Here is a 22305-nt window from a genome sequence, read left to right on the forward strand (position 1 = left end):
TACGAGCCCCCCGTGACACCATCACGTACGTGCTCGACATCGGCTACGCCCTCTCCAACCGCTTCCCGGACCCCCCGCAGACCGACTACCGGCGCGCGGACGTGCACGCGCTGCGGCACGACCTGTTCTGCGGGGACGTCTATCTCGCGGACACCAAGGAGGACCGGGAGCTGTCCACAGCCTGGGGATGGGTGCCGGTGCTCGACTTCGCGTGGGCGCTGTGCGACATCGCCGAGCGCCTCGACCGCGACCCGGCCGGCTCCCGCGCCTCCCGCCCCCAGCACGCGGAACTCGACTTCACCGAGTCCACGGACCGCATGCTTTTCGAGCGCCGGTTCGGCTGGGTGGACGTCGAGGCCGACTGGATGCGGGCCGAGGAGCCCCCGCTCACCTTCTCCCACGCCGAACTCCGCCGCGAGGCACGTGACTTCCTGCACGACCTGATCGCCGACCTGATCGACCTCCACGAGGACCTGGGCGAGAACCCGGCGATCTGGACCCTCCAGGCCCGCTTCCCACGGGTGAAGTGAGCAGGAGCAGCTCCCGGCGCTCCTGGCCATGGACCACCGGCAGCCCTCGATACTCCTCGCCACGGACCACCGGCAGCTCCCGGCGCTCCTCGCCATGGCCCACCGCCGACCGCCCGTTCCCGCGCCGCTTCCAGGGGCCCCTACTCCACCCGGATCCCCACCTCCGCCGCCAGCACCGGTGCCAGGTCCAGGAGTTGGGACGGGCTGATCACCGCCCCGGCCAGGCGGCCCACCCCGCGCGCGATCTCCAGTGACACGGCGCCGCGCAGGTCGACGTCCTTGAGGGTCGCCGCCGTGAGGTCCACGCCCTTGAGCGCGCAGTCCACGAACTCCACGCGCTCCAGCCGCGCGCCCCCGAAGTCCGGCTCCACCAGCACACAGCCCTCGAAGACGACGTCCCGCAGGACGGCCGTCCGCAGGTTCAGGTAGTCGATCTTGCCGCCGCGGATCACGACCCGCTCCAGAGCCGCCCCGTGCAACTGCACTCCGCCCAGACGGGCGTCGACCAGCTCGACGTCCCGGAGGGTCGACTCGGCGAGATCGGTGCCGACACCCCGGACCCCGGTGAGAACCGAGTCCAGGAAGCGGGCGTGGTGCAGCCGGGTCTCGTCCAGCGCGCACCCTCTCAGCGCGCAGTCCATGAAACGGGCCCCCGCCCCGTCCTGGCCCGCGAAGTCCGTCTCCGGGAACTCCAGCCCGTCGTAGTCCCCGTCCGGCTCCAGCTCCCCTCCCCCGAACGGCTCCAGCGGCGGCAACCGCACCTCCGGCCGCCGCGCCCCCTTCACCCTGCCCGCACCAGTCCCTCGGCTCACCATGCCCCCATCCTGCACCCCGCCACTGACAACCTCCCTGACCTGCAACAACAGCCCAACAACAGCCCTCATGTCACATTCCGACGCCCTCCGACAGTCATAGGGACGAGAGAGACACGAGACAACGGGCTCCGAACCCGAGAAGAAGTCGGAGGTGTCCACCAGCGCGCTGGCCGCCGTGGCCCTGGCACTCGGCCGCACCGCCCTTGACCTCAAGCATGCTTGAGGTCGAAGAGTGGGCCCCTGAGGACGGACCGACAGGACGACAGAGGAGCTCTTCCCATGCACGCCATCCGCCTGCACAGCTTCGGACCCGCCGAGAACCTCACCTACGAGACCGTCGACGACCCGGCACCGGGCCCCGGCCAGGTCCGCATCGCCGTACGCGCCGCAGGCGTCCACCTCCTGGACACCGCCCTGCGCGAAGGGCACCAGGGACCGTTGCCCGAGCCGCCCGCGCTGCCCACCGTTCCCGGCCGCGAGGTCGCCGGGATCGTCGAGGCGCTGGGGGACGGCGTCGCCGGGCTGTGGCTCGGCAAGCGCGTGGTAGCCCACCTCGGCTTCGCCCCCGGCGGCTACGCCGAACTCGCCGTCACCGACGTGGACCGCGTCCACGAGATCCCCGTCGGCCTCGACTTCGCCCAGGCCGTCGCCATGATCGGCACGGGCCGTACCGCGATGGGAATCGTGCAGTTCGCCGCACTCGGCCCGGACTCCGTGGTCGTGATCCCGGCGGCGGCCGGAGGCATCGGCACGCTGCTCGTGCAGTACGCGAAGAACGCCGGGGCCACCGTGGTCGGCCTCGCGGGCGGCCCGCGCAAGGCGGCCCTGGTCGCGGAGAACGGCGCCGACCTCGCCGTCGACTACACGGACTCCGCATGGGCCGGCAAGGTCCGCGCCTTCCTCGGCGGCCGGCCCGCCACGGTCGTCCTCGACGGGGTGGGCGGGGACATCGCCCGTGCATCCGTTCGCCTCCTCGGCCCCGAAGGACAGCACATCGTCTTCGGCTGGTCCGGCGAAGGCATCCACGACGGCAGCCCCTACCTCATCAAAGGCGTCTCCGAACAGGTCCTCGGCCCCGCGATGCTGCGCAAGGCCGGACCCGACCCGCTCCGCACCCTCGAACTCCGCGCCCTCACCGAAGCCGGGGCGGGCCGGCTCAGGCCAGCCGTGCAGCGCTTCCCGCTCGCCGAGGCGGCCGCCGCGCACCGCGCGCTGGAGACCCGCGGCACAACAGGAAAGGTGGTCCTCGAGCCATGACACGCCCAGATGCGTCCCGTACCGATCCATGGTCTTCTGGCCAGGTGACTGTCACCCGGACAGGTGAAGATCCACGCCGTTGGTGGGGCCTGGTGGTCATCGCCCTCGCGCAGCTGATGGTCGTCCTCGACGCGACCATCGTGAACATCGCCCTGCCCTCCGCACAGCAGGACCTGGGCATGTCCGACGCCAACCGGCAGTGGGTGATCACCGCCTACACCCTCGCCTTCGGCGGTCTGCTCCTGCTCGGCGGGCGCATCGCCGACCTGGTGGGCCGCAAGCGCACCTTCATGATCGGCCTGGTCGGCTTCGCCGCCGCCTCCGCACTCGGCGGCGCCGCCACCGGCTCCGGCATGCTCTTCGCCGCCCGCGCCCTCCAGGGCGTCTTCGCAGCCGTCCTCGCCCCCTCCGCGCTGTCCCTGCTCACGACGACCTTCACCGACCCGAAGGAACGCGGAAAGGCCTTCGGGATCTACGGCGCCCTCGCGGGCTCGGGTTCCGCGATCGGGTTCATCGTGGGCGGCCTGCTCACCGAGTACCTGAACTGGCGCTGGTGCCTGTACGTCAACGTACCCATCGCGGTGATCGCCTTCTTCGGCGCCCTCGTCCTCCTCCACGACCGCCCCGGCCACGCAGGCGCCCGCCTCGACGTGCCCGGCGTGCTGCTGGGCTGCGGCGGCCTGGTCGCGATCGTCTACGGCTTCAGCGAGGCCCAGCCGCGGGGCTGGAGCGACCCGCTGGTGCTCACCCTGCTCTTCGGGGGCGTCGTCCTCCTCACGGCCTTCGTGTGGTGGCAGTCCCGGGCCCCGATGCCCCTCCTCCCGCTGCACATCGTCAAGGACCGCAACCGCGCGGGCTGCTTCCTGACCATGGGGCTCGCCGTCATCGGGATGTTCGGCCTGTTCCTGTTCATGACCTACTACCTCCAGGTCGTGCTGGCCTACTCCCCCGTCCGCACCGGGCTCGCCTTCCTGCCCATGACCGCCGCGATCATCGTCGGCTCCACCCAGATCTCCGCCCGGCTCATGAACCGGGTCGCACCGCGCATGCTCATGGTGCCCGGCATGGTCCTCGCGGCGAGCGGCATGGTGATCCTCACGCAGATGACGGTGGACAGCTCCTACACCACCGAGATCCTGCCCGCGCTCCTCCTGATGGGCCTGGGCATGGGCCTCACCTTCATGCCGGTGTTCTCCACCGCCACGGCGGGGGTCGCCCCGCAGGACTCCGGGGTCACCTCGGCGACCGTCAACACCTCGCAGCAGGTGGGCGGTTCGATCGGTACGGCCCTGCTCAACACGATCGCCACCACCAGCAGCACGGCGTACATCACCGCGCACCTCGCCAACCCCGCGCAGAAGGCCCTCGTCGTCAAGGAGGGCGTGGTGCACGGCTACACGGTGGCCATCTGGTGGGCCGCCGGCATCATGCTCCTGGCCGGCCTCATCGCAGGCCTGATGGTCACGGCGAAGCCGCCGCGACACCAGGCGCCCGCAGCCGACGCTCCCGCCCGGACCGCCACGGCCTGACCCCAGGCCCGGCTCCCAAGACCACACCCTCGCTTGACGAAAGACACAGAGGCAACCCCCGCAACCGCCGCTCAGAACAGGTCAGCACTGCCCAGGCTGCGGGCCCTGGTCATGAAACGGTTGAAGGCCACGTACGCCCCCAGCAGCCATCCCGCGCCGCACAGCAGAGCGAGTCCGGCTGCACCCAAGACCTGGGAAGCCCCGGCACCGTCCGACACCAGCCTGATGGCGTGCAGGCTGTGCGTCAGCGGGAGGATGTCGGCCACCGCCTGCACCGGCACCGGCCATTGACTCACGGGAATGTTGACTCCGCACAGGATCATCATCAGCAGGTAGGCGACGTTGGAGACGATGTTGCGGAGACCGCTGGCGTTCAGCACGAAAGCCGCCAGGAACAGCCCGAAGCAATAGGTGGTCAGCGCGGTGAGCGGCACCAGCACCATCAGCGCGGGCACTTGGCCGGGATGCCAGGAGACGCCGAACAGCGGGGCCAGGAACAGGAGCGCGATCAGCGACGTGCCGCTGCCGCTGATCGGCCACTGTAGGCTGCGGCCGAAGAACACCCACACCGGACGGGCCGGGACCGCGCACAGCAGCACCAGGGTGCCTGACAGCCGCTCCCAGGTGGTGGATGCGACCACGGACATGCACTCCACGGCGCACGTCATGACGCTGTTGCCCACCGCGATGTACGCGGTGTGCTCCTCGCTGCCCGCGGTGCGGGCTAGCAAGGTGAAGAACGTGACCTGGGCGAGCATCCGTCCGAGCCAGCCGAAGACCCACACCTTCCAGGTGTAGACGGCCCGCATATCGGCGAAGGCGTTGGCCGCACTGTGCCGGACGACGCGGGCCGCCTGGACGGCGGGCCGCAGAGCGGGGGGAACGGGAGCGAGCGCGGTGAAGCGCACACGGGCACCTTTCACGTCTGAGAGAGCGTTCCGGCGCGCCGGACTCGCATGATGACGCGGTGGAACAGGACCATGCCCGTCCCGTAGCCGACGGCGCCGAGCGCGATCACGGCGAGCAGCCGCAGCGCGGGCTGATGGACTGGCGGCGCGGCCAGGCTGTCGCGCAGGAGGTTCGCACACCAGGACAGGAAGACGGCATGGGAGGCCGGCTGGATCCAGTGCGGCAATGAGGAGGCCGGGACGAGGACCCCACCCAGGAGGTAGAACGGAAAGCTGAGCGTGTTCTGCACGGTGCGCGCCGAGGGGGTGAGCACGAAGAGCGGGGCGAGCAATGCCGTGGTCCCCGCAGTGGCGGCCACGGTGGCGAGCAGACAACCCGTCAGGACGAAGGGGTGCGGGACGGGCAGCCAGCGCCCGAAGAGCAGGCCGGCGATCAGCCAGGACTCGGCGAAGGCCACCAGCCCCACGACGACCACCGAGCACATCCGCCCGAGGAACGTCAGCTCCATCGGGGCCGGGGCGGCGATCTGACCCTCCAGAGTGCCCAGTTCCCGGTCCTCGGTCAGCGCCGAACCGGCGATGGACAGCGCCAGCGTCCACAGCGACATGAGCGTGGGCGCGGCCACCGCGAAACTGGTGAGGTCTGCGGCCCCGGTGTACTTGTTGATGGCAAGGAAGACCACTGTCAACAGGGGTGCGGTGGCGCAGACGTGGAAGGTGTCCGGTGAACGGCGGGCCAGCTGCAACTGGAACACGAAGCCGTTCCAGAACAGCTTCATGATCGAACCGCCATCCCCCGGTTGCCGATCAGGCCGAGGTAGACCTCTTCCAAGGTGGGCGGGGCAGTGCTGATCCGGGTGACCCCGGCGTCCACCAGCAGCCGCAGCGCCTGCTCCGTGCCCGATTCGGCGTTCGGAATGACGCGCACCCTGCCGTTGTCGGACGCGTCCACCGATGTGATGCCGGGCAGTTTCCGCAACGCCAGGACCGTCGCGTCCGGGACGCCGACGGCCTCGATCCGGTCACCGCGTGCCAGGAGCGAACCCACCTCGGTGACCGACTCGGTAACGATGGCCTGTCCATGATCGGCGAACGTGACGCGGTCGCACAGCGCCTCCGCCTCCTGCATGTCGTGGGTGGTCAGCAAAACGGTGCGTTCCTCGGCCCGCAGCTGCTCGATCAGCTCCCGGAAAGCGAGGGCGGCCACCGGGTCCATGCCGATGGTCGGCTCGTCGAGGATCAGCACCGACGGGTCATGGACCAGTCCGCGGGCGATGTGCAGCCGCTGCTTCATGCCGCGGGACATGGTGTCGACCCGGTCGTGGGCCCGATCGCCCAGTCCCATGCGGGCGATCAGCATATCGACGCGGCTGTGCAGGTCCCGGCCGCTGAGCCCGTACAGCGCCGCCCAGAAGCACAGGTTCTGCCTGGCCGTCAGTCGGCCGTACAGCCCTCGCTCGCCGCCGAAAACGATCCCGATGGACCGGCGAACCGCGCCGGCCTCGGCCAGAACATCATGCCCCAGCACCTCCGCGGTGCCTCTGGTCGGCAGCAGAACCGTGCACAGAATGCGGCACAGCGTCGTCTTGCCCGCTCCGTTCGGGCCCAACAAGCCGTGTATCTCGCCGCGTTCGACGGTCAGGTCGAAGTCGTCGAGCGCGAGGTGCGGATGGCCGTCGGAGCCCTTCCGGGCAGGGTAAGAGCGCGTCAGACCGCGCGCCCGTACAGCGGTCACCGCCCGGTGTCCTCACGATGCGCGAAGGTGCCCGCGGCCTCGGCCGGCTCACCCAGGGCAAGCCACCACAACACATGGTCGGGACACCAGCCCTGAGACCTCAGAGCGGCGACGACTTGCTCGCCGGGGTCGACCTCGCCGGTGAGGGTATGGACGACATTGCCGATCAGGGGCAGCCGCCGGGCCACCGCATGCCGTGCGGCCGCGGCGACGAGCGCCGTGGTGGCTCTGCGCCGGTCAGCCGACGGGGCCTCCACCAGGATGTCCAACAGCTCGGCGATGGGCTCGCCGGTCACGTCGTCCTGCTCACCGCAGACCACGGTGGCGTGGCCCGCGGGTGCTCCGTCGAGCAGCACCACGAAGCTGGCCCTGCCAGGGTGATTCAGCAGGCTCTTCACCACGTCCTCCGGCGGTCGCGGGTCCTCGACGCCATGGGCGAAGGCCGCGTCGGACAGCGCCACTTCCAACCAGCTTCCGATCCGTCCCTCGTGCTCGGGTCCGGCCGGGACGACCTCGGGCAGGTCGGGTGCGTGGTCGCCGGCTTCGAAGGGTGCAGCGGCCGCGCCGTCGTAGGACAGGTAAGTGATGTAGCGGTGCCATGGCGTCGGGAGCCGGTGGTCCGACGCGACGCGGGCCACCACGGCCCGTGTGGCAGGGTCGGCCGTACGGGCGATCTGGGGCAGCTCAGCCCACCACGCACAGGAGGCCGCCAGGTCCGGATCGACGTAGGTGACGAGGTATTGGAGTTCGCTGCGAACCGGTTCCTCGTAGGAGCCCGCGACATAGGGCGACCCCGCGAACCGCCCAAGCAGCCCGGCTTCGTCGGCGCCGCGCAAGTACATGTCCAGACCAGTGCTCATGACTTCTCCGGGTAGATGGTGACCACCAAGTCGTCCAGGATGTTCGCCGCCGACGCGGCGATCTCCTCCGCGGTCACCGCGACCAGGGCGGCCTCTTCGCCCTCAACCGTCCACGACGGATCAGCCACACTGTGCCGTGCCAGCAACCGCGCGTGGGCCAAGGGGCTTTCCAGGCCGAAGCGGATCTTGCTGCGGGCCTGTTTGCGGGCTGCGAGCAGATCGTCGCGGGCCGGGCCGCCGCGGGCCATTGTGCCGAGCGCCTCGGTCACTACGTCGACGACCTCTTCGCCCTTTCCCGCGTCGGTACCGACCAGGATCCGCCAGGCGCCTGCCTCGGTGTAGCCGCGGTGCCATGCCTGGAACGAGTACGCAAGACCCCGTTCGCCCCGCAGCGTCCGGTAGAGGGGCGACGAAGGACTGCCGCCGAACAGTTCGGCGAGAACCTGGTAACTGTGGCTTCCGGGTGCGCCCGCAGCCGCGGAACGTCCCCCCACCGATACCCAGGTGAACGTATCCGGCCAGGCCGGGGAGCGATGGGCGACCCTGCCCAAGGGTTGTGGCACGGTGCGGCGGGGCGCGATGCTCTGGGGCCCACCGACGGTGGCGCCGGCCGGCAGACCGGCGGGAGCCTCGGGCGCCACGACCACGAGCGCGCCCCGGCTCGGCAGGAAGTACTCCTGGTGTCCGGCGGCGATGTCGGCGATGCCGAGCGAGCGCACCTCGTCGACGGAGCCGCCCACGGGGCGGCCCAGCGGGTGGCCGGGAAAGAGGTCGGCGAGGAAGGCGTCTTGCACGACGTCGAGGGGATCGGCGGCGGCCGCTGCCAGTTCCTGCAGCACGACTTCGAGCTCGGAGTCCACCAGATCGGCGTCGTGTTGCGGGCGCCAGATCGCGTCCTGCAACAGGGCGAGGACCTTCTCGGTGTCCTCCGCGAGGACCTGGGCGTGAAAGAGCATGTGTTCCAGGCCTGTTTCGGCGTTGGCGTTGCCGCCAAGACGCTCGACATGCTCGGAGAGGGAGCCGCCTGCGTTCACGGGGTAGGCCATCAAGAGGTGTTCGAGGCAGTGCGCGAGCCCGCCCCGGCCATCCGGGTCGTTCCGGGCGCCGTAGTCGACCGCCAGGCATATCCCGGCCGTCCTGAGCCTGTCGTCGACGACCAGATGGGTCGAAAGCTGCTCAAGCAAGTGATCACCTCGTTGGGCTACCGGTTGCATGAAAGACAGGTAGGGGCGCCCCGCTCTCAACGCGGTGACGCCCCTACCCATCAAAGGGCCATTCAGCGCGTCTTGATCTTGTCGAGGTACGGACGCAGGGTCAGACGGTGGTTACGCATGTCAGCCTCCTCTCTCTGAATCAGGGGCAGCTTCATTCGAATTGCTGGTCAATAACGAGTTACGCCGCCTTCGACCGGAACTCTGACACACGGCCATCAGGCGAATCCAGATGTTGCTCATTGCCCGCGGCTAAAGGCAACGGGAAACTCAGAGGCTTTTCCCGTAGTCGGTCCGTCCCGGTTCATCATGTGCTGGCGGGCGCTGCCAGGAGCCGTCGCGTGCAGCGGGTGGGCCGCGTCGGCCGTGACCACGGCCTGAGCACGGTGCCGACGTGGTCCATCGCGGCACCGAAGGCATCGATGTCGAGGCGGTCCGGTGATCGCAGCAACGTGGTGGGGGCGGCCGGTCCTGCCCCTGCCCCTGCTGCCCGGTGTGCCCGCACGGCACGGCTTCGACTTCCGCAGCTTTCTCCTCGAACGCGAGGTGTTCTGCTTCCTTGAGGGCCTCAAGGAAGCGCTCCAGGACTGGATCAAATCTGGAACGGCCAGGCAGGGCTACTGCTCACGCACCCCCGAAACGGCTCACTGCGGACGCACGTTTCCCATTCAATGGGCAACGGGCAAAGCGCCAACCGGCACCCGGCATCACTTGTCGACACCAATTTCCTGGGCCAGGATGTGGCCCATGAGAGAGGAACGAATGCCGGTTTCGCCGGAACTCACACTGAATATTCTCTTCGATATCTTCGACGTAGCGCCGGCCGAGGGCTTGGGACGACTCATACGTGCCGCCCGGCAGGCTCATTACACTCTCCCGTATCTCGTCCTTTCGGTCATCGAACGGGACGGCATCGCCATGGGCCCGGCCGCGGCGGGAGAACTGGCTCGCGCGCGGCGCCGAGCCCTGCACTACCGCGATGTGCTGGAGAGGCTGCCGACCGACACGGGGTTCACTGTTCTCAAGGGGCAGTCGTTGGCGTCCGCGTATCCTCCCGGGGTGCTGCGGCCACAGGGTGATATCGATCTGTTGGTGCCGGACGAGGAACAACTGTGGCGGCTGGTCGGGGAGTTGTCCGATTCGGCACCCACGGCAGTGTGGGTGACCTTGCTGGGCCAGGAGCGCCATCTGTTGGTCACGATGGTCTGGCCGCCGGAGGAACCGCTGCTGGACCCCGAGCACAGGGTCGAACTCTCCACGGCGGCCCTGATGGGTAACGCCGACGTACCTATCCGCGTCCATCCGCCCGAGGACCCCTGGCTACGAAACCTGATGTGCCTGGCCGAGGAGCGACTCCAGCGCCCCTTCCATCCGCGAGATGCCCTGGACCTGTACATGTTGGCCGGTCAGCACATCCCCGACGCCAACGACCTGGTGCGCACCGCAGCCCGTTTCCAACTGTCGGCCGAGGTGGCCGAACTGGTGAGGTACACGGCTGCCGCGCTGCCCGTCGATGGGCTCGTCACCATGCTGCCCGCCCTGGATCAGGCGGGCGACACGGAGCACGAACGGCGCCGCTCGCAAGAGGTGCCGTCCGCACCGGCGACCACGGCGGACTCGTTGGCGTCGGGGCTCCCGCTGCATGGGATCCACTTGGGGCCGCTGCCGCCCGGCGCGGCGGTGACCCGGATACGGATCCACAGGTATGGTGACGAGGCCCTCCTGCTGACCCCGGTAGGCGTGTATCTGCTGGTGAGCGAGGCGCTCGTGTCCCACGAGCGCCACGAGAGGGCCCACGCGGAACTGGCCGGGCTTTGAAGGATGGCGGCTGGTGATTTCCCCTCGGAGTCGGGGCACCACACCTCCGAGTGCCGTCAGCCGTTCCGCTCCGAGTCCACCGCACCCGATCGTTCGACCGCGAAGGCCCGGTGCACGGGATCTAAGGCAAACTTCCCGTTCCAGTACTGAAGCAGGTGTATATCGGCCAGCTCGGACAGCAACTCCTCGGCCGCCGACTGCCCGGTATCCAAGAATCTCGCGGCGTCGCGGACCGTGAACCACCCTTTGGTACTGGTTGCCAGCAGACTGAAGGCCCGCATGGCCTCGCCGGTCAGCACCTCGTACGACCCCTGCAGCAGGGAGCGCAGCGAGGTGGAGTCGTCACCGACCATGGAGAAGAACCGCAGCATCGCGGCGCTCTCCTGCCGGTGGAGGCTGTCGTAGAACTCCGGGTTCATGTGCCAGCCGGAGGCGATGCGTATGAGCAGGGGTATGTGCCCGCACGCATCGAGATATTCGGGCCGCTGGGCCAGACGGCTTTCGGGGTCAAAGGTGACCAGCAGTTCCAGGCTCTCTTCCCGAGTCATGGGCGGGACCTGAAGGCGTACAGCACCGTTTCTGGCCAGCAAGCCCGGCATACGGCTACGGCTGGTCACCACAGTCATGCAGCCGGGACTGGCCGGCAGCAGGGGACGCACCTGCTCGGGTCGAGTGGCATTGTCCAAGACGATCAGCATGCGTTTGCCGGTGAGCAAACTACGGAAGGATACGCCCAGTTGCTGTGCGTCGCTCTCCTTCAGATCGGCTCTCGTCTCGCCGAGGTCATAAAGAAAGCGGCGGAGTACCTGCTCGGCGGTGAGAGGCGAACCGCCCTGCCGGAATCCGTCCAGGTCCGCGAAGAGCGTGCCATCGTGAAACCGTTCGGCTGCGAGATGCCCCCAGTGCAGGACCATCTCGGTCTTGCCGATCCCGGCGGGTCCGTCGACCAGGACGAGCGGAGAGCCTCGGTACTGCCCATCGGAAGCTTGCGGACACATCCTGTCGAGTTGCCGAAGCAATTCGACTCGACCGACGAAATCGGCTGTGGAACGCGGGAGTTGCCGCACACAACGAGTCTTCGCCGCCTGTACCCTGCGCCGCGGCAGGCTCATAGCGATACTGATCAGACTGCCTTCCGCGCCCAGCGCGTCGTCACAGTGCCGCGCCAGATCCGCGGTCGGCAGCTTCTTTCCAGTCTCCACCCGGCTGAGGTGGCTCTTGCTGTAATTGACCAGGCGGGCGAGGTCTCCGAGAGTCAATCCCTGACTGGTCCTCAGTGCCCGCAACGTGGGGCCGAACTCCACAAGTGTGACGCTCACCTGCGCCCCCAGGCGCTTCCCATGTTCACAACTTTTTCCTCTATGTTTCGGTGTCCGGAACGTGAATGCCACGTCAAGTGTCTTTACCTGATGACGGATTGCTCTGACCCCAGCCCCGACATTAAGGCCGCTTTCGCCGCCCGAGGAGGCAGAAGAGCCCGCCGCCTGACGGTGCGACAGCTTGTGAGCAGGCGCGGCCAAAATCCATGGTCACGGTCGGGAGTCGGCATCGACTAATGAACGGTTGGCCCCACGGGTGCGGAACCGGAGCGGTATCCCGGCCGGAACTGGGGTAATTCCTCGATGCCGCCGCCGTCGAACACGTTCGCGCAACTGGCCGTGGCCGACGTCGTCGCCTTCAGCCTCTGCGCTCTCTTCGTTGGAACTCACACATGTGCCTCTCCGGGCGGGGGAGGCAGTTCCAGTGACGCCGGTCACATTTCTTCCGAGGTTGTTGCTCATGGAGGGACCTCGGGGCAGTGGAGATTGCCGTCTTCACTCACCCCGGAGGTCCTGGTGGCCCACGCTGGTGCCCGGCTGACCTTTCACGGCAGATGCCTGCTGGTGCGTCGCGTCGTCTTCGACCGACGTCCGGTCGGGCACGTCGCCAAGGAACTGGGCGTCTCCCGGCAGTGCGCCCACCGCTGGGTCACCGCTACCGGACCGAGGCCGGTCGGGACTGCACGATCGCTCCAGCCGCCCCAGCACCTGCCCCACCCGCACGCCGGCCGAGCTCGAACGCGTCCTTCAGGCCCGCCGATGCATGCGCCGGGCACCCGAGCAGATCAGTGAGGCCACCGGGGTTGCGGCCCGGACCGTGACCCGGATCCCGCTCCGCCACCACATGCCTCCCCCGGCGGCCTGCGACCCGCTCACCGGGCAGGCCATCCGCGCGGTCCGCAAGTGCGCCGCACGGTACGAACACGACCAGCCCGGCGGTCTGGTCCACGTGGACGTGAAGAAGCTCGGCAAGATCCCCGACGGCGGTGGACGGCGCCCACGGCCGCAGCGAGGACGTCCGCGGCCGAGGCATCGGCTACGACTACGTGCACGCCGCCGTGGACGACCACTCCCGCCTGGCCTACGCCGAAATCATGGCCGCCGAGAAAGGCGGCCTCACCTGCACCGCGTTCCTCACCCGGGCGGCCGCGTTCTTCGTCGGCGCCTTCCGCGACGCCTGTTAAACCCTGGGCGCGAAGCAGAAGTTCACCCGCCCCCCGGGTCCCACTGCTCATGGACCAACGGCAAGGTCGAACGCTTCAACCGCACACTGCAAGCCGAGTGGGCTTACCACCAGGTCTTTGCCAGCAACCCCGAACGCGCCGACACACTCGCAGCCTGGCTGAACTTCTACGACACTGGCCGCCGACACAGCGGACTCGGCGGCCAGCCACCGATCAGCCGTCTGTCACCAAAGTCGTGACCGGGTACACCCAGCGCACCACGAACTGGGCATCCGCGATGGTCGGGGAGTTCGCAGGCCCTGTCGCGTGCAGGGCCTCCAACCCGCTCACGCCAGGACCGCGGCGAGCTTTCTACCGACCTGAGCCGGCGAGGCGCCGCTGAAACGGTGCGACGTCCAGTGGAGACCGTAAACGGGTGGTGGATCTGGATCGGGGGTTTCGGCGGGCGTGGTCGACGTCGGGGCCCCGATCGCCGCCAAGAGCAGCAACGCCTTGAACTTCACGGCGAGTTGGTCATGAGCCTCGTCCAGGGTGCGCACACCGCGCCAAGCGGGGCCGAGTGGGACGGCGGCGCCCCGCAGGGTGGCTGTCCATGCCCCGCACAAGACGCCACCTGGACGGCTGCTGGTGCGGCTGACGGGCCGGGGACGGTCCCGGAAAGACCAACCGGGCGGGTTCAGGCCACAGTGAAGTCGGCCGCCTTGGTGTCCAGGGTCGTGGCGCCGTCCTGGTCGGTGACGAGGACGGCCACGTGCCACCGACCGCGCGGGGAGCCCTCGGCATCGGCGCGGGTGACGGCGACCTTGTAGGTGCACCGCTCGCTGTCCCCGCCCGACGGCTTGCAGACGGCCCACTCGGCACCGGCCATGTCCTTCGTCGTCAGCCCCTTCTTCGCGAAGGAGGAGTTCGCCGACCAGGCCAGCACCTTCACGTTCTTGACGCCGGAGGACGCGGTGACGTCCGTGGTGAAGGACAGCGAACCGTCGTGGTCGGCGGCCGGAGCGGTGTAGCGGGCCGCGCTGTGCGCCAGCGTCGGCGACTGGTCCCCGGCGTAGGCGAGAGCGAAGGCACCGGCACCACCGAGGATGACGACACCGGCAGCGACCGAGACAGCAATACGACGCGACATGAGAAATTCTCCCGAATCAGTTGGATCCCGTCGGCGCTCTTGGCGGCGCCGTGCGTCCCATACTGGCCGCGCGGCGCGCGCCGGGTATGAGCACGCGTACTCAACTGCGTTCTGAGTAAGGCCCGTTGCGTCCGCGCACCTGTCTGCCCCCTGTGGTCGCTCCCCCTGACAGACCTGGACCGGCAGCCGCGACGGTGCCTTCTCCAGCAGGGCCGTCGTGGAGGCGGCCAGTTCGATACGGGGCCTGGGCAGGGCGCCGATGCGGTAGTGGATGCCGGCGCTGAAAGAGATGTGCGGGTTGTCGGTGCGGGTGAGATCGAGGCGGTCCGGGTCAGGGAAGGTGGCCGGGTCATGGTTGGCAGAGCCGAAGAGCGGGGCGATCCCGGCACCGCTCGGGACGGTCGTCCCGTCGCCCCCGATGTCGTCCAGGACCCAGCGTTCGAAGAGTTGGAGGGGGTGTCGCAGCGCTCTTAGAACGGGAGAAAATCGCTGGAGCGCGGCTCGGAGAGGACGTCGGGCAGCCGAAAAGCCCGGCAGCGCGGCACGGATGCGCCGCTCGGATCGTCGGCGACGGGACGCCAGGTACCCGCCGCGAACGGGTCAGAAAGCGCGGTCCAGCCCAGATTCACCTCGAAATAGTGGGCCGCGGTGCGAACCGAGGACTTGTCGGCGTCATCGATGATCACCAGCCCACCCGGCTTGACGATCTTCCGCAGGTAGTAGAAGTCGAGAAAGACGTCGTGAAACAGGTGGCTCCCGTCGACGAAAGCCGCGTCGGCGATCAGCCCATCCGCGATGAGCCGGGGAAAAGCATCCGAAGACCGGCCCCGGAGAAGCGTGGCGATCGGGTCGAGACCGGCCGAGCAGAGCAGGTTCCACCCCACATTGGCCCACATATCTTCCTGGAATGGATCGATCAAGATGTGCCGCGGGTAGGCGTGGTCCCGAGAAACAAGAGCTTCCCCCACGGCAAGCGCCGAACTACCATAGGCAAGCCCGACCTCCACCACAGTCTCGGCCTGCTCGGCAATGATGAGGTCACGAAGAAGGTCACAGTCACGCTCGGGCAGAGTGATGTACGCAAAGTCATCGTCGAAATCCCGCGTTCGAGCAGGACCACTGCGTGCCAACTGACGCCGAACTTCTCGAACCCGAATGGCGCGGTCATCGGTCTTCATGGACAAAACTTCCTCCTGAGTCGATAGAAAGCGTTTCTATAGCTCCGCAAGATCGTCGATGGCCCGTGCTCTTCATGCGGCGCCCTGCATCGGGCGGCGGGGCCGGGTACGACGGAGTTCGCGCGAAAGCGCGGGATTGAGCGTCGGCGGGCCTCCTGCGAACGTCCTGCCGTCTACGGGCACAGGGTGCGGCGACCGACACGTACGGGTCGCGTGAGCGGCGTTCAGGACTGCGCTCAGGACAGCCACTGCGTTCACTGCTCCGCGAGACGCGCCAACGTGCGTTCCCGAACCACGGGATCGAGCATGTCGGCGTTTATATAAAAGCGCCGCGCTCCTCCGACAAGGACGCTCATGCGCCGCTTCATCGCCATAAAGGCAGCACTGTATCGGTAGAAGTCGTTGTCCAGATGAGCAAGCATGTCATCCTTCAGTCCGTAGGTGACGGGCGCGCAGGCAAAGAGGTCCAAGAAAGCCGTGAAAGGCTCCTCGTCGACCTCGTCGAAGCAAGGGGGCCGGTGCGGTTTATAGTCGATGATGCACAGGTTGCGAACCGTGGCTTCAGCGATCGCCTCATGGCCGAAGACCATATCGTGATCAAGCCGATATTCAGACGCTTCAAGGTGTTTCTCCAGCCGACCCGAAAGGATGAGCTGGTCGAAGGCCGGGCCCTTCCGGATCCGCATCGCGGACGGTACGCCGTATACGGTGGCTCCGCTTGTCAGCACATGCGTATTGCTTACGAACCGCGCGCCCGCAGCACAAGCCTGGGTAAGGAAGACGGTCTTTCCTCCTTTCTGGCGGCCGAACAGCAGCGTGGCACCCCGCGGCTGGACAAAAGCCGCAGCCTTGAGGTGCACAAGACCATGGTCGACAGCAAAGCTGGTAAGCAGACGTTTGGTGAAGTACGGCCAGAGAGTGCGCTCCAGCTCATGACCGAAAACATAGATCCGATTGCCACGCGTCACGAGGTAGGCGGGCGGACCGAAATGGTGGGTGATGTAAGAACCGCCGCGAAATTTGTCGGCGCGGTATCCCTGGTCTGCAAGGGGTTCGATCAATGCTGGATCGATCGGGTCTTGGTTCAGATCTACAAAGAAGAGCTCATATGCGCAGATCTCCTCGGGAGAGGCGAACCGAGTATAAAAGGCGTATCCGGGGAAGTCCGTGATGTTACTGGAGACGCGAATCTTGAACAGGTTGAGATCGATCACCCGAGATGATCTGATTGTGTAGTGGTGGCCAAGCGCGTCGCGCACGTCATCAGGTGCGTCCGATTCGACCGAAGCTGGAGTGATCGGCGACATCATGCTGCCCTGCCTTCCAAGAGTGCTTTTGGTCGTCCAGAATGAACGACAAGGTGAACTGACCGCCGCAATCGACCTGATGGGCGGGCATCGTCGACCAACTGGCCCGGTCAAGTGACTGGCGCGCCGACGCCGTGAAAAACGACACCGCCCTGGGCCTTGCACATGCTGGTCTTCTATCTGGTTCCTGTCGTACCTGTCGTGGCCGTTCCCCGGTCCGCCGCCAGAGATCGCGATTCGACCGACCAAGCGGATCCACTCACGTCAGGAATGACTGGTTCGACCTCCAGGTGTCGGGCGCTCAGGTGGGCTGCCACCGCCACCCGGTCCCAATGCGACCACTGCAGCCCAAACCTGTCCGCCAGAACGAGAAGCGACTGCCAGTCCTTGCTCCTGCCAGATCGCACCTGTTGGAGCAGCGCGGCCAATTCCGCGCTGTCCGGACGGCCCAACAGCTGCGCATCCAGCCTGTCCAACGCCGGCTTCCAGCACAGATGGGATGCTTCAGTGCCTGCCTCGACTTCTGTCAGGGCCGCCAGCACCTGCTCCGTAACGTCCTTACGGCTATCGAGAGCAGCGAGGAGGTGCCGCCGCTCCGACCTCTCGAAGAAGACGCCCAACTCTCTCAGGATGTCGGCGGGTTCGTCCGCGACATGAATGTATGTGAGCACCGAGGCTTGAGCCGCTCCCGCGATCCGCCTGAGGTGGTGTGCTTCCCGATCCTCAGGGCGAGTCGGCCCCTTCATCTCGCTCAGTCTGGCGGTGGCCGGTATCTCGGACTCCGTCGTGTCTCGGAGAAGGATGTACAGCGACTCCCCCGTCGGCATGATCATGTCCATCACGTCAATGCGCTCGCGGGTCGCGACGTTCAGCTGGTAACGCCACAGTTCGCGGGTGATATGGCGGTCGAACCGGAACTTGCTCCAGGCAACCGGGACAAAACTCGCGGCACGCACTGCGGCCAGCAGCCTCGCTCCGCCCCGGACGGCCACAGTGTCCGGCTTCACAATAATGGGAACGACACGATGGAGTTGATCGGCTACAGACCTTTCCGTGCCGAGGAGGGCGGTCAGATCGTCCCAGGCATCTCGGTAATAGGGGTCGCCCGCGTAAATTTCCCGCTTACGCCCCTCACGACTCAACCATTCCGGTACGACGCACGCGCTTTCGGGTTGTTCCACGCTCAATGCCCCTCATACAGCGTGCCATCGGCTGCTGTCACTGGAGCGACACCCGCCCTACCCAGCACATCGTTCGCCCACGGGTTCACGCTCTCTGGACGCTCGGCCGGCCAAGACGTCACTGCTTCGGCTTGATCAACGCCGCCGGCACACCATGCAGGGCCCACCTTGGCGACCACCCCACCCTCACCGTCCTCAGTGATTTGCTGCGCACTCGCCGCCGGGACCCGGTCAACGGGCGAAAGCCGGCGCGCGGACAGCGAGTAGCGCACTACCCCGGCCGCGGGCAGCAAGGGCGGAAACCCGTCGGCGGGATCCGTATTCAGCAACTCGAACAGCATTGGAACAGTGCTACTAGCAGACGAAACTGGTGTTTCGGCAGTGGGCAACGTCATGAGTCAACTGTGATAGCGACTGCGCTTCGTCTCAAGGCGATGTCCATTGTCCACTCCAGAGGCATCGGACAACGGCAATTGCCCTCCCGATCTGTCCCATAATTGATCTACGACGGGCTCATTGAACTGCCTGTTTGTCGCCACCCGGCGATGGTGAGGGTCTACAGGCAGGCGAGCCGAGCATCGCGTGGGAGCGGCGTTGCACGCGAGCCGCTTGAGCGAGCGCCTTCTCCAGTTCGGGCCGCACCTTGATGCCCGTGCTGATCTGCTCCTGGAAGACCTTCTGGCACCCCGCGCGGTGGAGGGCTTCGAGCCGACCCGCCGGCTCCTGGCGTGCGGTCGAGGTACGAGCGGTGCCCGGAAGATCAATGCCGCCCGGCGATCCGGTCCGCCCATCGCGCCAACCTCGCCGACTCCGCGCCGTGGCTCATCGTCTCCCGGCGGTCCGCCGAGCGGTACGTCGCGTACATCCCCTGCACGCCCAGCCAGCGCAGCGGCTCCGGTTCCCACTTCCGCACCTTGTGGCCGACCCACGGCAGTTCCGTCAGCTCGGTCCGCCCGCCCTGCCCGGAGTCCTGCCGCACCAGATCCCGCAGGGTCCGCGCGGCCAGGTTGGCCGTCGCGACACCCGAGCCGACGTAACCCCCCGCCCAGCCGATCCCCGTCGAACGGTCCAGCGTCACCGACGCACACCAGTCCCGCGGCACCCCCAGCACCCCCGACCAGGCGTGCTCGACCCGTGTCCCGGCCAGCATGGGGAAGAAGTCCACGAGGATCTCCCGCAGCGCCTCGATCGTCGCCGGCTGCGTCCGCCCCTCGTTGTCGGTGCGCGAGCCGTAGCGGTACGGCACCCCGCGCCCGCCCAGCGCGATCCGCCCGTCGGCGGTGCGCTGCGCGTACATGTACGCGTGCGCCATGTCCCCCAGCGTCTGCCGCCCCTCCCAGCCGATCCCCGCCCACTGCTCCTCGCTCAGCGGCTCGGTCGCGATCATCGAGGAGTTCATCGGCAGCCAGGTCCGCCGCTGCCCCTTCAACGCCGCCGTGAAGCCCTCCGTGCAGCGCAGGACATAGGGTGCGCGGACCGTGCCGTACGGCGTCACCGCGTGCTTGGGGCGGATCTCCGTCACCGGGGTCTGCTCGTGCACGACCACACCCAGCGCCTCCACGGCCGCTGCCAGCCCCTTCACCAGCCGCACCGGATGCACCCGCGCCCCGTGCGGCGTCCAGGACGCCCCCACCGCGCCCGCGACCCGCACCCGCCGAGCCGTCTCCCGGGCGCCGTACAGCTCACGGTCCCTCTCGCCGTACGACAGCTCGTGCTCGTGGAAGGCCCTCAGCCGCGCCAACTGCGCAGGCGTACGCGCGACTTCGAGCACACCCCCCTTGTGGAGCCCGGCGTCGAAGCCCTCCTCAGCAACCACCCGGACGACCTCGTCGACGGTGTCGTTCATGGCCCGCTGAAGGCGTACGGCGGCCTCGTGGCCGTGCAGCTTCGCGTACCGGTCGCGGCCCGCGACACCGTTGTACAGCCAGCCGCCGTTGCGCCCGGAGGCCCCGTAACCGCAGAACTTCTGCTCCAGGACGACGATCCGCAAAAAGGGCACGGCCTTCTTCAGGTAGTACGCCGTCCACAGCCCCGTGTACCCGCCCCCGACGATCACCACGTCCGCCGACGCGTCACCCGCGAGCGGCTCCCGCGCCTCGGGAAAGCCGTCGTCCGCGTACCAGAAGGAGATGCCGCCGTTCACGACCCTGCTGCTCATGGCCAGGGACGTTAACCCGCCGACACACCCGCTGTCTCCTTCGGATTCCGCACTCTCACCAGCGGATAACACCCGAATCCGATCAGCGCGGAAGTGAAGTGCCCCAGGTCCGTGAAGGTCCGCCCGGTCACCAACGGCACCGCGTACACGACGAGCACCACGAACCCGTACACGTACCGCCACGGCCGCGGAATCCGGTACACCAGCACCGCGACCACCCCCGCCAGCGCATAACTCACCCCGACGTCCAGCGTGTTGACCGCCGACTCCGGTGCCATCCCGTGCCGGATCCCCCACAGCAGCGCCCCCTCGCTGATCAGCGTGGCCAGCACATGCGCCGCCGCGCACACCGCCAGCCAGCGCGCGGTGCCCAGCCAGCGCTCAGCCTGCGCGTGGAAGACGGAGAAGAGGACGACATACGGCAGCCAGCGCCCGCTCTCGATCCACATCGCACTGGCCACCAGCACCCGCACCGGATTGCTCGACAGCTCATGGATGTTGGTCGAACGCTGCCGCAGGAACTGCTCCTCGAACGTCGGCGACATGTGGTGCAACGCCACCGTCGTCACGAAGAGGACCGTCAGCCACACATAGGTGCCGGGGGCACGGCGGACGTACTCCCCGACCCAGTGGACGCCCCGGTTAATCCGCATGAACCGATTCACCCACGCCGGTAGGGTCCGGCACGTGATCGACATCCCGGCGGAACTGGCAGCTGCACAGGAGGGTTACAACGGCGACCGGGGCCGGGAGTTCATCGCCGGACTGCCCGCACTGGTCGAGGAGTTCCTGGAACGCTGGTCCCTCAGACCGGACGGCGCACCCCTGCACGGGGTCACGGCGCTCGTCCTGCCCGTCGTCCGCGTGGGCGACGCCACCCCGGCCGTCCTGAAACTCCAGCTCCTCGACGAGGAGAGCGCCGGCGAACCCGTCGCCCTGCGCCGGTGGGACGGCGACGGCGCGGTCCGCCTCCTCGACCACGACCCGGTCACCCACACCATGCTCCTGGAACGCCTCGACTCCACCCGCATGCTGTCCACCCTGCCCGGCACCCGCGACGCGGTCCTCGTCATCGCCCACCTCCTCGCACACCTGACCGCGGGACCCGCCCCGGCCGACATCCGCCGCCTCGGCGACATCGCGCACGCCATGCTGGAGCAGACCCCACGAGCCCTCCCCCGCATCCCCGACCCGCGGATCCGCCGGACCGTCGCCGACTGCGCCGCCGCCGTACGCGAGGTCGCCGACGAACCCGGCGACCGCCTCCTGCACTGGGACCTCCACGACGAGAACGTCCTCGCCTCCGACCGCGCCCCCTGGCTCGCCATCGACCCCAAGCCCCTCGCCGGCGACCCCGGATTCGAGCTCTGGCCCGCCCTCGACAACCGCTTCGACGCCGACGAGATCACCTGGCGCTTCGACGCCATGACCGACGTCCTCGGCCTGGACCGCGCACGCGCGCGTGCCTGGACGATGGGACGGCTCCTCCAGAACGCCCTCTGGGACATCGAGGACGGCCGCCCCCTCGAACCCCGCCAACTCGAGATCGCCCACCGCCTGCGCACCCCGGGAGCCTGAAGTGATCCGCCCCGCCACCCCCTCCGACATCCCCGCGATCCACACCCTGATCCGCGAACTCGCCGACTACGAGAAGTCCCTGACCGAGGTCCGCGCGACCGAGGAACAACTCCACGAGGCGCTGTTCGGCCCCCACCCCGCCGCCCACGCCCTCGTGGCGACCGACCCCACCGGCACGGTGATCGGCTACGCCGTCTGGTTCCTGAACTTCTCCACCTGGCGCGGCACCCACGGCATCTACCTGGAGGACCTCTACGTCCGCCCCCAGGCCCGCGGCGGCGGCCACGGCAAGGCCCTCCTCACCGCACTCGCCCGCATCTGCGTCGAACGCGGCTACCAGCGCCTCGAATGGTCCGTCCTCAACTGGAACACCCCGACGATCGACTTCTACGAGTCCCTCGGCGCCCGCCCCCAGGACGAGTGGACCGTGTACCGCCTGACCGAAGAAGCCCTCACCAAGGTCGCCTCCACCCCCGCATGACACAGAACAGCCCAGGTCAGAGATCTCCTGACCTGGGCTGTGCAGAGCCCCCTGTCGGATTCGAACCGACGACCTGCTGTTTACAAGACAGCCGCTCTGGGCCGGACTGAGCTAAGGAGGCAGCGTG

The 22305-nt window shown here is 67.9% G+C and carries 20 protein-coding genes, 1 tRNA gene and 2 pseudogenes; 7 read left to right on the top strand and 16 right to left on the bottom strand.

The window, feature by feature from the left end; all coding sequences use genetic code 11:
• Positions 1 to 29 precede the first annotated feature (29 nt).
• Positions 30 to 530, top strand: coding sequence for a hypothetical protein (locus IF54_RS0113555; RefSeq protein WP_020140113.1), 501 nt, complete (start codon positions 30 to 32; stop codon positions 528 to 530).
• Between the two features lie 140 nt (positions 531 to 670).
• Here IF54_RS0113555 and IF54_RS0113560 read toward each other — a convergent pair whose 3' ends face one another.
• Entirely contained in the window at positions 671 to 1345 is a 675-nt protein-coding gene (locus IF54_RS0113560; protein WP_199821204.1) for a pentapeptide repeat-containing protein, read from the bottom strand.
• Positions 1346 to 1624: 279 nt separating this feature from the next.
• Between IF54_RS0113560 and IF54_RS0113565 the strand changes: the two genes are divergently transcribed.
• Positions 1625 to 2602, top strand: a complete 978-nt coding sequence (locus tag IF54_RS0113565; RefSeq protein ID WP_030318028.1) for a zinc-binding dehydrogenase — start codon at positions 1625 to 1627, stop codon at positions 2600 to 2602.
• Positions 2599 to 4131, top strand: coding sequence for an MFS transporter (locus IF54_RS0113570; RefSeq protein WP_420790361.1), 1533 nt, complete (start codon positions 2599 to 2601; stop codon positions 4129 to 4131). Before IF54_RS0113565 ends, IF54_RS0113570 begins: the two co-directional genes overlap by 4 nt.
• 71 nt (positions 4132 to 4202) lie before the next feature.
• On the opposite strand, the gene IF54_RS0113575 is transcribed toward IF54_RS0113570, so the two are convergent.
• Genes IF54_RS0113575 through IF54_RS0113595 form a run of 5 tightly spaced genes read right to left on the bottom strand, consistent with a single transcriptional unit; the run spans position 4203 to position 8848 of the window.
• Complete coding sequence (locus IF54_RS0113575) at positions 4203 to 5039, bottom strand: ABC transporter permease (protein ID WP_051735427.1); 837 nt, start codon at positions 5037 to 5039, stop codon at positions 4203 to 4205.
• Positions 5040 to 5050: 11 nt separating this feature from the next.
• Positions 5051 to 5818, bottom strand: coding sequence for an ABC transporter permease (locus IF54_RS0113580; RefSeq protein ID WP_030318035.1), 768 nt, complete (start codon positions 5816 to 5818; stop codon positions 5051 to 5053).
• On the bottom strand, positions 5815 to 6774 hold the full coding sequence (locus IF54_RS0113585) for an ABC transporter ATP-binding protein (protein WP_030318038.1): 960 nt from the start codon (positions 6772 to 6774) through the stop codon (positions 5815 to 5817). The genes IF54_RS0113580 and IF54_RS0113585 overlap by 4 nt, the downstream gene beginning before the upstream one ends.
• Entirely contained in the window at positions 6771 to 7634 is an 864-nt protein-coding gene (locus tag IF54_RS0113590) for a hypothetical protein (RefSeq protein ID WP_159002122.1), read from the bottom strand. Before IF54_RS0113590 ends, IF54_RS0113585 begins: the two co-directional genes overlap by 4 nt.
• Positions 7631 to 8848: a M16 family metallopeptidase gene (locus IF54_RS0113595; protein ID WP_159002124.1), complete on the bottom strand. Its 1218-nt coding sequence runs from the start codon at positions 8846 to 8848 to the stop codon at positions 7631 to 7633. Before IF54_RS0113595 ends, IF54_RS0113590 begins: the two co-directional genes overlap by 4 nt.
• 435 nt (positions 8849 to 9283) lie before the next feature.
• On the opposite strand from IF54_RS0113595, the gene IF54_RS0113605 reads away from it, so the two are divergent.
• Entirely contained in the window at positions 9284 to 10663 is a 1380-nt protein-coding gene (locus IF54_RS0113605) for a hypothetical protein (protein WP_159002126.1), read from the top strand.
• A gap of 56 nt (positions 10664 to 10719) precedes the next feature.
• Here the strand turns inward: IF54_RS0113605 and IF54_RS40505 are convergent, their stop codons facing one another.
• On the bottom strand, positions 10720 to 11982 hold the full coding sequence (locus IF54_RS40505) for a helix-turn-helix domain-containing protein (RefSeq protein ID WP_159002128.1): 1263 nt from the start codon (positions 11980 to 11982) through the stop codon (positions 10720 to 10722).
• 516 nt (positions 11983 to 12498) lie between these two features.
• Here IF54_RS40505 and IF54_RS39595 point away from each other — a divergent pair.
• Positions 12499 to 13405 (top strand): annotated as a pseudogene (locus IF54_RS39595) (integrase core domain-containing protein).
• Between the two features lie 437 nt (positions 13406 to 13842).
• Here IF54_RS39595 and IF54_RS0113620 read toward each other — a convergent pair.
• From IF54_RS0113620 to IF54_RS0113645, 8 genes and pseudogenes are all read right to left on the bottom strand, one after another.
• The gene (locus tag IF54_RS0113620) at positions 13843 to 14295 is read right to left on the bottom strand and encodes a DUF5707 domain-containing protein (RefSeq protein ID WP_030318049.1); all 453 of its coding nucleotides are present in this window, start codon (positions 14293 to 14295) and stop codon (positions 13843 to 13845) included.
• Positions 14296 to 14484: 189 nt separating this feature from the next.
• Positions 14485 to 14751 (bottom strand): annotated as a pseudogene (locus tag IF54_RS43360) (cytochrome P450); the annotation flags it as partial.
• A gap of 14 nt (positions 14752 to 14765) precedes the next feature.
• Entirely contained in the window at positions 14766 to 15473 is a 708-nt protein-coding gene (locus IF54_RS0113625; RefSeq protein WP_030318051.1) for a class I SAM-dependent methyltransferase, read from the bottom strand.
• 254 nt (positions 15474 to 15727) lie between these two features.
• Positions 15728 to 16783 (bottom strand): FomB family phosphonate monophosphate kinase, encoded by a 1056-nt coding sequence (locus IF54_RS0113630; RefSeq protein WP_078851962.1) that lies wholly within the window; start codon positions 16781 to 16783, stop codon positions 15728 to 15730.
• 173 nt (positions 16784 to 16956) lie between these two features.
• Positions 16957 to 17961, bottom strand: a complete 1005-nt coding sequence (locus IF54_RS0113635) for a nucleoside-diphosphate kinase (protein ID WP_159002130.1) — start codon at positions 17959 to 17961, stop codon at positions 16957 to 16959.
• Positions 17962 to 18474: 513 nt separating this feature from the next.
• Entirely contained in the window at positions 18475 to 18726 is a 252-nt protein-coding gene (locus IF54_RS44165; protein WP_107047828.1) for a recombinase family protein, read from the bottom strand.
• The gene (locus IF54_RS0113640; RefSeq protein ID WP_030318057.1) at positions 18722 to 20119 is read right to left on the bottom strand and encodes an NAD(P)/FAD-dependent oxidoreductase; all 1398 of its coding nucleotides are present in this window, start codon (positions 20117 to 20119) and stop codon (positions 18722 to 18724) included. Before IF54_RS0113640 ends, IF54_RS44165 begins: the two co-directional genes overlap by 5 nt.
• 11 nt (positions 20120 to 20130) lie before the next feature.
• On the bottom strand, positions 20131 to 20772 hold the full coding sequence (locus IF54_RS0113645; RefSeq protein ID WP_037819926.1) for a rhomboid-like protein: 642 nt from the start codon (positions 20770 to 20772) through the stop codon (positions 20131 to 20133).
• On the opposite strand from IF54_RS0113645, the gene IF54_RS0113650 reads away from it, so the two are divergent.
• A complete protein-coding gene (locus IF54_RS0113650) occupies positions 20771 to 21697 on the top strand; it encodes an aminoglycoside phosphotransferase family protein (protein ID WP_030318059.1) in 927 nt (308 codons plus the stop codon). The two genes, IF54_RS0113645 and IF54_RS0113650, sit on opposite strands and share 2 nt — an antisense overlap.
• A gap of 1 nt (position 21698) precedes the next feature.
• Entirely contained in the window at positions 21699 to 22178 is a 480-nt protein-coding gene (locus tag IF54_RS0113655; protein WP_030318061.1) for a GNAT family N-acetyltransferase, read from the top strand.
• Between the two features lie 45 nt (positions 22179 to 22223).
• Here the strand turns inward: IF54_RS0113655 and IF54_RS0113660 are convergent.
• Positions 22224 to 22299: transfer RNA gene (locus IF54_RS0113660), tRNA-Thr, on the bottom strand.
• Between the last annotated feature and the right edge of the window lie 6 nt (positions 22300 to 22305).

This window comes from Streptomyces sp. NRRL B-3229 (genome assembly GCF_000719505.1).
Taxonomy (GTDB): domain Bacteria; phylum Actinomycetota; class Actinomycetes; order Streptomycetales; family Streptomycetaceae; genus Streptomyces; species Streptomyces griseorubiginosus.